This window comes from Paramicrobacterium humi (assembly GCF_900105715.1).
Taxonomy (GTDB): Bacteria; Actinomycetota; Actinomycetes; order Actinomycetales; family Microbacteriaceae; genus Paramicrobacterium; species Paramicrobacterium humi.
The window spans coordinates 2,888,986-2,901,330 of record NZ_FNRY01000001.1; the positions used below are offsets into that span (position 1 = coordinate 2,888,986).

Genomic DNA, 12,345 nt, shown 5'->3' on the forward strand with positions numbered 1-12,345 from the left:
GCGTTCGCGTGCTTGCGACCCGGTCTCCCAGCCTATTACGGGCGCGCGCGAGTGCCGGCCACTGCTATTGAACTGTTACACCGGTGATCGTCGTCGGCACGGCGGGGGAGCCGTCTGCGGATCCGTCCTTCGTCCCGGCATCCGCAATCTGCTTCGTGAGCTCGTCCAGGCCGCTCGTCACGGTTCCGAGCACCGTGTAGCCGCCAGCGGTGTCTGAGGGTATCGTGGAGTCCTCGTAGACGATGAAGAACTGGCTGCCCATGCTGTCGCCCTTGTCGCTCTGACGCGCCATGGCGATCGTGCCGGCCGGGTAGAAGTTATCGCTCGGAGCATTCTCGACCGGGCCCCACGAGTAGCCGGGACCGCCGCTGCCGTCGCCGTTCGGGTCGCCGCACTGCAGCACGCCGAAGTTTTCGCTTGTCGTCAGGCGGTGGCACGAGAGCCCGTCGTAGAAGCCCTTCTGACTGAGGTAGACGAAGTTCGAGACGCCCTGTGGCGCGGCGGCCCCGTCGAGAGTGATGCCGAGCTCCACGTCATCGTTGAGGGTGAGCGTGCCGGTCCAGTCGCGCGACTCGGCAAGAGAGGAGTCGGGGAGCGAGTACTGGGCGGATGCCGAGGGGCTCGGCGTCGCTTCGGCCTCGGGCGCGCCCGGGCCGCCTGTGAAGTAGAAGAGCTGCGCGAAGGCCGCGGCGACGGCGACGAGAACGATGAGCACGCCGGCGATCCAGTTGTCGCGGACCCGGCGCTTCAAGCGGCGGTCGTGGAGCGCCATACGCGCCTGGTAGGCGCGCAGCCTCTGCCGCTCCTCACGCGACTTCCTGCCGTCGTTCTTGCTTCGGGCCACGGAATCCTCCAGTGTCATGGCCGGTGCGCCGCGGGCGCAGGACGCGGGACCGCCACCGGCGCGAGCCTCGACGATCCCTCCTGAACTTTACGGGTCGCCGCGCGGCAGACGCAAAGCCGCGCCGAGCGGCGCTGTCGTCGCCAGCCGATAGCCTGAGAGCATGGCGACAGGCGGGTACCAGCAGAGCAACGTGCCGCTTGCCGTGCGCATGCGTCCGCGAAGCCTCGACGAGGTCGCCGGACAGCGCCATCTGCTGACGCCCGGCTCACCGCTCGTCGCGCTCGCAAGCGATTCGGCCGGCACGAGCGGCTCCGTCTCCGTCATCCTGTGGGGTCCGCCGGGGACGGGCAAGACCACGATCGCGCAGGCCATCGCGCATTCTTCCGGGCGACGATTCGTGGAGCTGTCCGCCGTCACCGCGGGAGTGAAGGACGTTCGCCGGGTCATGGAAGAGGCGATGAACAGCCGCGACCTCTACGGACTGTCGACAGTCCTCTTCCTCGACGAGATCCACCGGTTCACGAAGGCGCAGCAGGACGCCCTCTTGCCCGGCGTCGAGAACGGCTGGGTCATTCTCGTCGCCGCGACCACCGAGAACCCCTCGTTCTCGGTCATCTCGCCGCTGCTCTCACGATCGCTCCTCCTGACGCTCCAGCAGCTCAGCGACGAGGATCTCGGCGTCCTCATCGACCGCGCGGTCGCTGACGAACGCGGGCTCGGCGGGGCGGTCGCGCTCGACCCCGACGCGCGCGCGGCGATCATCCGCCTCGCCTCCGGCGACGCGCGACGCGCGCTCACCGCACTCGAGGCCGCCGCGGTCTCCGCATCGAGCTCCGACGAGGACGAGCCGGTCATCACGACAGAGATCGTCGCGACGGCCGTCGATCGTGCCCTCTTGCGCTACGACCGCAACGGCGACGAGCACTACGACGTCATCAGCGCCTTCATCAAGTCGATCCGCGGTTCCGACCCCGACGCCGCTCTGCACTACCTCGCTCGCATGATCGAGGCGGGGGAGGACGCGCGCTTCATTGCCCGGCGCCTGATCGTGCACTCCGCAGAAGACATCGGCATGGCCGACCCTCAAGCGCTTCTCATCGCGACGGCGGCAGCCGACGCGGTGCAGTTCATCGGCATGCCCGAAGGGCGCATCCCGCTCGCCGAGGCGACGATCTACCTCGCGACCGCGGCGAAGTCGAACGCGACGATCAGCGCGATCGACGCGGCGATCGGCGATGTCCGCGCCGGAAACCTCGGTCGAGTGCCGCTGCATCTGCGTGACGCGCACTACGCCGGTGCGAAGCGACTCGGCCACGGCAAGGGCTACCGGTACCCGCACGACGAGGAGCTCGGAGTCGCGACACAGCAGTACCTGCCGGACGAGCTCGTGAACCGGCGCTACTACAAGCCGACCCAGCACGGCAACGAGCGCGACGTCGCGTCCCGGCTCGCGAAGCTGCTGCGAATCGTGCGTGGCGGACGATGAGCCGTGCCGTGTTAGGATTGCAGACGGCCTATGACTGGTGACCGCGTGCGGCTGCGCGATCACCGCCTGTCGATGGGATCCGTTCTGTAGCCGAACGACCCGACGGCCGATCCCTCTGCCCTGCTGTGCGCTCACGCGCGCTTGCAAAGCACTGTTAGAGAAGAACAATCGAAAGGACACCCTTCGTGTCGAACACCTCGCGTTCCAAGACGCGTCTCTCCCGTTCCCTCGGCGTCGCACTGACCCCGAAGGCGGCCCGCTACATGGAGAAGCGTCCCTACGCTCCCGGTGAGCACGGCCGCACAAAGCGCAAGGCCGACTCCGACTACGCGGTCCGCCTGCGTGAGAAGCAGCGTCTCCGCGCCCAGTACGGCATCCGTGAGAAGCAGCTCAAGATCGCCTTCGAAGAAGCTCGTCGCCGTCAGGGCCTGACCGGTGAGAACCTGGTCGAGATCCTCGAGACCCGCCTCGACGCGCTCGTGCTGCGTGCCGGCTTCGCCCGCACGACGGCTCAGGCCCGTCAGATGGTCGTGCACCGTCACATCCTCGTCGACGGCCAGCTCGTCGACCGCCCGTCCTTCCGCGTCAAGGAGGGGCAGCTCATCCACGTGAAGGGCCGCAGCGAGAGCAGCGAGCTCTTCCAGGTCGCCGCCGCCGGCGGTCACGCCGAGGTCCTCCCGAAGGTTCCGGGTTACCTCGAGGTCGAGCTCGACAAGCTCCAGGCGCGTCTCGTTCGCGCCCCGAAGCGTGCCGAGATCCCCGTCACGTGTGAAGTCCAGCTCGTCGTCGAGTACTACGCCGCGCGCTGACATCAGCATCGAGGAGGGTCACGGTTCGCCGTGGCCCTCCTCGCGTTTTGCCCCTCGGCCTCCCGTGGGCGTCCACGCGCACAGGCTAGGATTGACGGGGTTTCCGGAACCGATCGAGGAGAGAGCATGAAGAACCTGCTGGTGCTCGTCACGGGCATCGCCGTCGGCTTTGTCGTCGCCCACAAGGTCAACAAGACACAGCGCGGTCGCGAGTTCTTCGCCGAAGTCGACGCGCGGATGCGCGAATTCACCGACACCGTCGCCGAGGCATACCGCGAGCGCGAGGCTGAGCTTCGCTCCACGATCGACTCGCTCGTCGAGGACGCGGAAGCCGCGATCGACGACTTGAACAAGCGCTGACCGCGCCGAACCCCACATACGAACGAACGGACACATGAAGACTGCCGAGATCCGTCAGCGTTGGCTCGATTTCTTTGCCGAGCGCGGCCACACCGTCGTTCCGAGCGCGCCGCTCGTGAGCGATGACCCGACGGTGATGTTCACCATCGCCGGCATGGTGCCGTTCATCCCTTACCTGACCGGGCTCATCCCGGCTCCGTACCCGCGCGCGACGAGCGTGCAGAAGTGCATCCGCACGAACGACATCGAAGAAGTCGGCAAGACTCCTCGGCACGGCACGTTCTTCCAGATGAATGGGAACTTCTCGTTCGGCGACTACTTCAAGGAAGGCGCGATCGGCTACGCGTGGGAGCTTCTCACTTCGGCGGAACGCGACGGCGGATACGGCTTCGACGAGAAGGACCTGTGGGTCACCGTCTACAAGGACGATGACGAGGCAATCGACATCTGGCGTCGAGTGGCGGGACTGCCCGACGAGCGCATCCAGCGGCTCGACAAGGACACCAACTACTGGTCGACGGGACATCCCGGACCCGCCGGACCGTGCTCCGAGATCTTCTTCGACCGCGGACCCGCATACGGCATCGACGGCGGCCCCGCGACGGACGACGATCGCTACGTCGAGATCTGGAACCTCGTGTTCATGCAGTACGCGATCGAGAACGTGCGAAGCAAGACCGATTTCGACATCATCGGCGAGCTGCCGAAGAAGAACATCGACACGGGCATGGGTCTTGAACGTGTGGCGTTCCTCAAGCAGGGCGTCGAGAACATGTACGAGATCGACCAGGTTCGCCCGGTGCTCGACCGCGCTTCGGAGCTTTCCGGTCGACGCTACGGCGCGGACCACGACGACGACGTGCGCATGCGCGTCATCGCCGACCACGTGCGCTCCTCGCTCATGCTCATGAGCGACGGAGTGACGCCGTCGAACGAGGGCCGCGGTTACATCCTCCGCCGTCTGCTGCGCCGAAGCGTGCGCGCGATGCGGCTCCTCGGCGTCGACGGCCCGACGTTCCCCGAGCTGTTCGCCGCTTCGCGCGACGCGATGAAGTCTGCATACCCCGAAGTGCAGAACGAGTACGCCCGCATCTCCCAGTCGGCCTTCGCCGAGGAGGAGACGTTCCTGCGCACTCTCGCCGGTGGAACGACGATCCTCGACCTCGCCGTCGCATCATCGAAGCAGGCCGGCACCGAGGTGCTCGCCGGTGACACGGCATTCCTGCTGCACGACACGTACGGCTTCCCGATCGACCTCACCCTCGAGGTCGCGGAAGAGGCGGGGCTCTCCGTCGACCGGGAAGCATTCGACTCGCTCATGGCCGAGCAGAAGTCGCGTGCGAAGGCGGACGCGAAGAGCAAGAAGACGCAGCTCGCCGACCTCGGCGTGTACAGCGCGTTCCGCTCGCTCGGCGAGACGCAGTTCACCGGGTACACCGAGCTGCAGACCGAATCCCGCGTGCTCGGCATCATCGTCGACGGTGAATCCGCCACGAGCGCCCGCACCGGCCAGGTCGCCGAGATCATCCTCGCCGAGACCGCACTGTACGCCGAGTCCGGCGGTCAGGATGCCGACAAGGGTCTGATCATCGGCAACGGGTTCGAACTCGAGGTGCTGGACGTACAGAAGCCCGTGAAGGGTCTCATCAGCCACAAGGTCAAGGTCGTCTCGGGAGTCGTCGCCGTCGATGAGCCGGCCACGAGCATCGTGGACGCGGACTACCGCCGTGGTGCCCGCCAGGCGCATTCGGGCACGCACGTGATCCACGCGGCGCTGCGGCAGACCCTCGGGCCGAACGCACACCAGTCGGGCTCCTACAACAAGGCCGGCTACCTTCGCCTCGACTTCTCCTGGAACCAGGGGCTCTCCCGCGAGACGCTGAGCGAGATCGAGGAGATCTCGAACAACGCCATCCGCGACGACCTCGAAGTCGTCACGCGCGAGCTCCCGCTCGACGAGGCGAAGTCAATGGGCGCCATGGCGCTGTTCGGCGAGAAGTACGGCGACGTCGTGCGCGTCGTCGACATCGGCGGACCCTGGTCCCGTGAGCTGTGCGCGGGCACCCACGTGTCGTCGAGCTCGGAGATCGGCATGATCAACCTGGTCAGCGAATCCTCCGTCGGGTCCACGAACCGTCGAGTGGAGTCGCTCGTCGGCCGGGAGGCGTTCAACGACCTCGCCGCCGAGCGCGCCATCGTGCGCGAGCTCTCCTCCTCGCTCAAGACGCCGCGCGACCAGCTCGCGACCCGCATCGGTGACCTCGTCGCGAACCTCAAGCAGGCCGAGAAGAAGATCAAGGACTACGAGGCGAAGGCGCTCTCCCAGCGCGTGCCGGAACTGGTCGCCAAGAGCATGGACGTCGCGGACCTTCACGTCGTGGCCGAGTCGCTCGGCGCGCTCGGCTCCGCCGACGAGGTGCGCGGTCTCGTCTCGAGCGTGCGGCAGCAGCTCGGCAGCGAACCGAGCGTCACAGCGCTCATCGCGGACGTGAACGGACGCCCGGTGATCATCGTCGCCACCAACGAGGCGGCCCGCGAACGCGGAGCTCGCGCCGGCCAGCTCGTGCGCGATGCGGCGAAGGCGCTCGGCGGCGGAGGCGGCGGCAAGGACGACATGGCGCAGGGCGGCGGCCAGGACGTGACGGCGATCCCGGCGGCGCTTGAGGCCGTCGTATCGGCTCTCAGGCACTGAGCGTGAGCGGCATCCGCCCGGGCGTACGCCTCGGCATCGACGTGGGCAAGGCTCGCATCGGAGTCGCGCGCTGCGATTTCCACGGCATGCTGGCGACGCCCGTCGAGACCGTCCCGCGCGACGGCGACGGCTCCGCAGACGTCGCCCGCATCAGCGCGATCGCCGCCGAGCAGGACGCCGTGGAGGTCGTGGTCGGACTGCCGCTCTCGCTCTCGGGCGGTTCGACACCGTCGACGGACGACGCCGTCGGCTTTGCGCAGCGGCTCGCCGACGCGCTCGAGATCCCGGTTCGGCTCGTCGACGAGCGCCTCTCGACGGTGACGGCGCAGTCCGCGCTTCGCTCGTCAGGCAGAACCCAGAAGGGTTCCCGTAAGATCATTGACCAAGTAGCCGCAGTGATCATCCTGCAGCACGCGCTCGACGCCGAGAGGGCGTCGACCGTTCCCGCCGGAACACCGGTGCGGAAAACCACCGAATCGTGAGCCCGAATGACTCCTGAGCGCCCCACTGACGACGATCCTCTTCGCCACCTCTTCGACGACGAGCCCGAGCAGCCCCTGTCGCGACGCGCCGCCCGACGACGCGCTCAGGCCGCCGCGGAAACCGGTTCGACGAACGTCGAAAACGGGGAAGGCGAAGCGGCGGACGCCGAGAACGCGGAGCAGAGCTCGCTCGCCGCAGGAAACGCGAGCGAGGACGGCAGGGCGCACGACGCGGCTCCCGCGGACCCGTCGCGGCCCGCCACCACGACTCCCTCGTTCGATCTGCTCCTCGGCGAGTCCGAGCCGACGGATCGATCCGAACGGCGCCGGCGCACACAGCCTCCCGGCGAGGAGAAGAAGCGCTCCGGACATCGCTGGCTCTGGGTCACTCTCACGATCGTCGTCATCGGCGCGATCGTCGCCAGCGGATTCTACGTCTGGAAGACGTTCGAGCCTCAGATCCGCGCCGTCGTCGGCATGCAGGAGCCCACCGACTACGAAGGCTCCGGCAGCGGCGAGACCTACATCGTCATCAGCGAAGGCGACACGGGCAACGACATCGCGAAGACGCTCGCAGCCGAGGGTGTCACCATGACCTCCGAAGCGTTCTACAAACTGCTGCTCCAGACCAAGCCGGAGCCGACGTTCCAGCCGGGAACGTACAAGCTGAAGAAGAAGATGAGCGCGAAGAGCGCTCTCGACCTGCTGCTGGACCCGGCAAGCCGCGTCGAGAACACGGCGCTCATCCGAGAGGGGCTGACGGGGGAGTCGGTGCTGCAGATCCTCGCCGACTCAACGGACATCTCCCTCGAGGACTTCCGCGCCGCCGTGAAGGATCCGACGCAGTACGGCGTTCCGTCGACCGCACCCTCGATCGAGGGCTGGCTGTTCCCCGCCCTGTACACGTTCCAGCCGGACGCGACGGCGGAGAGCGTCATCCAGACGCTCGTTGACCGCACCGTCAAGTCGCTCGATGACGCGGGAGTCGCGAAGGATGATCGGGAGCGCGTGCTCACGATCGCTTCGATCGTGCAGCGCGAAGCGCGCGTCGACGCGGATTTCTACAAGGTCTCGCGCGTGATCGAGAACCGCCTCGACAAGGACATGCTCCTGCAGATGGACTCGACGGCGCAGTACGGCGTGAACGCGGGAACGGACTCGGTCTGGTCGAGCAAGGAAGCGCTCGAGTCGGACAACCCGTGGAACACGTACAAGCGCAAGGGTCTGCCGGTCGGGCCGATCTCGAACCCCGGCGATCTCGCGATCGAGGCGGCGACGCACCCGGCAGCGGGAGACTGGCTCTACTTCGTCACCGTGAACCTCTCCACCGGGGAGACCGTGTTCTCCACGACGCACGCGCAGCACGAGAAGGCCGTCGCCCAGCTGCGCACCTGGTGCAAGGAGAATCCGGGCAAGGGCTGCTGATGGTCGACCAGCTGGCCGTCCTCGGCTCGCCGATCGCCCATTCGAAGTCACCCGCCCTGCATCGAGCCGCGTACCGGGTTCTCGGTCGCGACTGGGAGTACGGCTCGGCCGAGCTCGTCGCCGACCAGCTCGCCGGCTTCGTCGGGGGCCTTGACTCGTCGTGGCGGGGACTTTCGCTCACGATGCCGCTCAAGAACGCCGCGTTCGCGCTCTCCGAGCCCGTCGACGACGCGTCAGCCGCCACGGGCGCGGTCAACACTCTCCGCTTCGCCGATGGGCGGGTGCTCGGGTTCAACACCGACGTCGAGGGCATCGCGCGCGCCGTGAACGCGGCCGGCCTGCGGGCGCCGCAGAGTGTCCTCGTCCTGGGCGGCGGAGCGACAGCGGCATCCGCTCTGCTCGCCGCCGAGCGGCTCGGCGCCTCGAACGTCGAGGTGGCGGTGCGCGCGCCCGAGCGAGCCGCTCACATCCAGCGGCTCGCGTCACAGCTCGGGGTGGATGCCGCGATCCGTCGCTTCGACGTCGAGGAGCGCAGCCTCGAGCACGAGCTCGTGATATCGACGCTGCCCGGCGGCGTCGACGCGCCGGAGCACTACACCGCGCCGAGCCGCCGCCACGCGCTCCTGCTCGACGTCGCCTACAGCCCGTGGCCGAGCGCGCTCGCCCGCGAATGGCACGCGGCATCCGGCCGGGTCCTGAACGGACTGGCGATGCTCGTGCACCAGGCGCTCCTGCAAGTGCGCATCTTCGACGCCGGCGACACGGGCACGCCGCTTCCCGACGAAGCCGCGGTGCTGCACGCCATGCTCGCCGCCGTCGACCTCCCCGCGGACGGGCTCATGCGCGCATAGCGCGCGGCGGCGGTCACACGGAGCGTCCGGCCCGCGCGGCTGTGGAAAGATAGCAGTATGCTTCGTTGGCTCACGGCCGGAGAATCTCACGGTCCGGAACTCATTGCGCTCCTGGAGGGTCTGCCTGCGGGCGTCCCCGTCTCGATCGACGCGATTCGCGCCGATCTCGCTCGCCGCAAGCTCGGCTACGGCCGCGGCAGCCGAATGAAGTTCGAGCAGGATGAGCTCAACCTGTCGGGCGGAGTCGTGCAGGGGCTCTCGATCGGCAGCCCCGTCGCGATCCGCGTGGGAAACACCGAATGGCCGAAGTGGGCCGAGGTGATGAACGCCGAGCCCACCGAGCAGACCGAGAAGTCGCGCGGGCGGGGCGCTCCGCTGACGCGGCCGCGGCCCGGGCACGCGGATCTCGTCGGCATGCAGAAGTACGGCTTCGACAGCGCTCGTCCGATCCTCGAGCGCGCGAGCGCTCGCGAGACGGCCGCCCGCGTCGCGCTCGGCGCCGTCGCGAAGTCGTTCCTCGGCGAGCTCGGCATCCGACTCGTCAGCCACACGCTCGCCATCGGCCCCGTGCGCGTGCCGGACGGCGCCGCCCTGCCGACGGCCGATGACGTCGACGCGCTCGACGCCGATCCGCTGCGGTGCTTCGACGCCGCGACGAGCGCGCGCATGGTCGCCGAGGTCGATGACGCGAAGAAGGCAGGGGACACGCTCGGCGGCGTCGTCGAAGTGCTCGCCTACAATCTCCCGCCCGGGCTCGGCTCGCACGTGCAGTGGGACCGCCGCCTCGACGGCCGGCTCGCGCAAGCGCTCATGAGCATCCAGGCCATCAAGGGCGTCGAAGTCGGCGACGGCTTCACGACGACAACACGGCGCGGCTCCGAAGCGCACGACGAGCTGTACCCGCTCGACGGCGAGATCTACCGTGCCTCCGACCGCGCAGGCGGCACCGAGGGCGGAATGTCGACGGGAACCGTGCTGCGCGTGCGCGCCGGCATGAAGCCCATCGCGACGGTGCCGCGTGCGCTGCGCACGATCGACGTCTCCACGGGGGAGGAGGCCACGGCGCACCACCAGCGTTCCGACGTGTGCGCCGTTCCCGCCTCCGGCGTCGTCGCGGAGGCCATGGTGGCTCTCACCGTCGCCGACGCGATCCTCGAGAAGTTCGGCGGCGATTCGCTGCCGGAGACGAAACGCAACCTCGACGCCTACCTCGCAGCCATCCCGGCGACGCTTCACACGGCGCACGCCTCCCGCTCCGACGGCTGACGTGGCGGAGTTCGAGCTTCCAATCGTGTTCATGGGCCCGATGGGCTCGGGCAAGACGCGCCTCGGCAAGCGGGTCGCGAAGCTGCTCGGCGTGCCGTTCATCGACACGGACAAGCGCATCGTCGCGGAGCACGGTCCCATCACCGCGATCTTCGAGAACGACGGCGAGGCGCGCTTCCGGCAACTCGAGCGCGAAGCCGTCGCCGAGGCCCTCGCCGAGCGCGCCGTCGTCTCCCTCGGCGGAGGCGCCGTCCTCGACCCCGCCACCCAGGACGCCCTCGCCGCTCACCGCGTCGTGTACCTCACTGTCGACTCCCGCGCCGTCCTCGCGCGCATGGACACGAGCAAGCGGCCCCTGCTCAAGGACGGTCCGGAGGCGTGGGAGAAGATCTTCGCCGAGCGGAAGGGCATCTACGAACGGCTCGCGAGCGTGACGTTCGACACGTCAGCCCGGCCGATCACGCACATCGCTCAAGACATCGCCGCGTGGGCGCGCGGCAGAAACCCGGAGGCCACGCCATGACCCAGACCACTCGCATCACCGTCACAGGAGCCGCGCCATACGATGTCGCGGTCGGCCGCGGCATCCGCACGTCGGTGGGGGAGGCGCTCAGCCCCTCTGCCGCGAAGGTGCTCATCGTGCACCCGCCGACGCTCGCCGTCGCAGCCGCCGAATTGCGGGAGTCCCTCGCCGGCGACCGCCAGGTGCTCTTGGCCGAGATCCCGGACGCGGAGGCGGGCAAACGGGTCGAAGTGGCGGCATTCTGCTGGCAGATCATGGGGCAAGCCGACTTCACGCGCACGGACGCCGTGATCGGCTTCGGCGGCGGGGCCGTCACAGACCTCGCGGGCTTCGTGGCCGCGACGTGGCTGCGCGGCGTCGAGCTCATCCAGATCCCCACGACCGTTCTCGGCATGGTCGACGCCTCCGTCGGCGGGAAGACCGGCATCAACACGGCCGAGGGGAAGAACCTGGTCGGCGCGTTCCACGCACCCCGCGCGGTCATCGCCGACCTCGATGCTCTCACGCCGCTGCCGCGCAACGAGATCCTCGCCGGATTCGCGGAGATCGCGAAGTGCGGCTTCATCGGCGAGCCGGAGATCCTCGACATCATCGAGGCCGACACCGACCGCGCCACCGACCCGACGACGGAGCAGTTCCGTCGCGTCGTCGAGCTCTCGATCGGTCTCAAGGCGCGCGTCGTCTCCGAGGACTTCACCGAGCAGGGCCTGCGCGAGATCCTGAACTACGGCCACACGCTCGGTCACGCGATCGAGCACGCGGAGCGCTACCAGTGGAGGCACGGCGCGGCCATCTCCGTCGGAATGGTGTACGCCGCCGAGCTCTCCCGCCTCGCCGGTCGGCTCAGCGACGCGGCGGTCGACCGGCACCGCTCCGTGCTCGGCGCCTTGACCCTGCCGATGGAGTACCCGCTCGGCCGGTGGAACACGCTGCTCGCGACGATGCAGCGCGACAAGAAGGCCAGGGCCGGGATGCTGCGCTTCATCGTGCTCGACGACATCGCCCGCCCGACCGTCCTGCGCGCGCCCGACCAGTCGCTGCTGTTCTCGGCGTACCAGGAAATCGCCTCGTAAGCCCTAAGCTCGGTGACATGACAAACGTTCTCGTGCTCAACGGCCCGAACCTCGGCCGCCTCGGGACCCGGGAGCCCGACGTCTACGGGTCGCGCACGCTCGCCGATCTCGCCGATCTGCTGGCCTCCGACGCGCCCGGCCACAGCGTCGAGGTGCGGCAGACCGAGCACGAAGGCGAGCTCACCGGCTGGCTGCACGAGGCCATCGACACAGGCTCGCCCGTGATCCTCAATGCGGGAGCGTGGACGCACTACTCGTACGCCGTGCGCGACGCCGTCGCGATGACCGTCGCGGCAGGGGTGCCCGTCATCGAAGTGCACATCTCCAACCCGCACGCTCGCGAGGAGTTCCGCCACACGAGCGTGCTCTCTCCCGTCGCAAGCGGCGTCATCGCCGGGTTCGGCTTCGACTCGTACCGCCTCGCGCTCAGCCAGCTGCTCCGCTGAGCCCGCGCGGGCGTGTGCCGCGCCCTCGAGCGGGAGACGGTAAACTGTCTCCTCGGGTCGCAATCGGCCGCTCATCTTCCATCTGAAC

At 68.5% G+C, this 12,345-nt stretch carries 12 protein-coding genes; 11 read left to right on the top strand and 1 reads right to left on the bottom strand.

Annotated features, from left to right (window positions below; genetic code table 11):
* Positions 1 to 64: 64 nt before the first annotated feature.
* Positions 65 to 844, bottom strand: coding sequence for a peptidylprolyl isomerase (locus BLV49_RS14325; RefSeq protein WP_091185990.1), 780 nt, complete (start codon positions 842 to 844; stop codon positions 65 to 67).
* A gap of 160 nt (positions 845 to 1,004) precedes the next feature.
* Between BLV49_RS14325 and BLV49_RS14330 the strand changes: the two genes are divergently transcribed.
* From BLV49_RS14330 to BLV49_RS14380, 11 genes are all read left to right on the top strand, one after another.
* The gene (locus BLV49_RS14330) at positions 1,005 to 2,330 is read left to right on the top strand and encodes a replication-associated recombination protein A (RefSeq protein WP_091185993.1); all 1,326 of its coding nucleotides are present in this window, start codon (positions 1,005 to 1,007) and stop codon (positions 2,328 to 2,330) included.
* A gap of 185 nt (positions 2,331 to 2,515) precedes the next feature.
* On the top strand, positions 2,516 to 3,139 hold the full coding sequence (rpsD, locus tag BLV49_RS14335) for a 30S ribosomal protein S4 (protein WP_091185997.1): 624 nt from the start codon (positions 2,516 to 2,518) through the stop codon (positions 3,137 to 3,139).
* Positions 3,140 to 3,265: 126 nt separating this feature from the next.
* The gene (locus tag BLV49_RS14340) at positions 3,266 to 3,499 is read left to right on the top strand and encodes a hypothetical protein (protein WP_091186000.1); all 234 of its coding nucleotides are present in this window, start codon (positions 3,266 to 3,268) and stop codon (positions 3,497 to 3,499) included.
* Positions 3,500 to 3,533: 34 nt separating this feature from the next.
* Entirely contained in the window at positions 3,534 to 6,191 is a 2,658-nt protein-coding gene (gene alaS / locus BLV49_RS14345; RefSeq protein WP_091186005.1) for an alanine--tRNA ligase, read from the top strand.
* A gap of 11 nt (positions 6,192 to 6,202) precedes the next feature.
* Positions 6,203 to 6,673, top strand: coding sequence for a Holliday junction resolvase RuvX (ruvX, locus tag BLV49_RS14350; RefSeq protein WP_176980897.1), 471 nt, complete (start codon positions 6,203 to 6,205; stop codon positions 6,671 to 6,673).
* Between the two features lie 6 nt (positions 6,674 to 6,679).
* Positions 6,680 to 8,098: an endolytic transglycosylase MltG gene (gene mltG / locus BLV49_RS14355; protein WP_091186016.1), complete on the top strand. Its 1,419-nt coding sequence runs from the start codon at positions 6,680 to 6,682 to the stop codon at positions 8,096 to 8,098.
* Positions 8,098 to 8,949: a shikimate dehydrogenase family protein gene (locus BLV49_RS14360; RefSeq protein ID WP_091186019.1), complete on the top strand. Its 852-nt coding sequence runs from the start codon at positions 8,098 to 8,100 to the stop codon at positions 8,947 to 8,949. Before mltG ends, BLV49_RS14360 begins: the two co-directional genes overlap by 1 nt.
* 57 nt (positions 8,950 to 9,006) lie before the next feature.
* On the top strand, positions 9,007 to 10,215 hold the full coding sequence (gene aroC / locus BLV49_RS14365; RefSeq protein WP_091186023.1) for a chorismate synthase: 1,209 nt from the start codon (positions 9,007 to 9,009) through the stop codon (positions 10,213 to 10,215).
* A 31-nt stretch (positions 10,216 to 10,246) separates the two neighbouring features.
* The gene (locus BLV49_RS14370; protein ID WP_091187387.1) at positions 10,247 to 10,738 is read left to right on the top strand and encodes a shikimate kinase; all 492 of its coding nucleotides are present in this window, start codon (positions 10,247 to 10,249) and stop codon (positions 10,736 to 10,738) included.
* Positions 10,735 to 11,811, top strand: a complete 1,077-nt coding sequence (gene aroB, locus BLV49_RS14375; RefSeq protein WP_091186027.1) for a 3-dehydroquinate synthase — start codon at positions 10,735 to 10,737, stop codon at positions 11,809 to 11,811. Before BLV49_RS14370 ends, aroB begins: the two co-directional genes overlap by 4 nt.
* A 17-nt stretch (positions 11,812 to 11,828) precedes the next feature.
* On the top strand, positions 11,829 to 12,257 hold the full coding sequence (locus BLV49_RS14380; RefSeq protein ID WP_091186029.1) for a type II 3-dehydroquinate dehydratase: 429 nt from the start codon (positions 11,829 to 11,831) through the stop codon (positions 12,255 to 12,257).
* Positions 12,258 to 12,345: the final 88 nt, after the last annotated feature.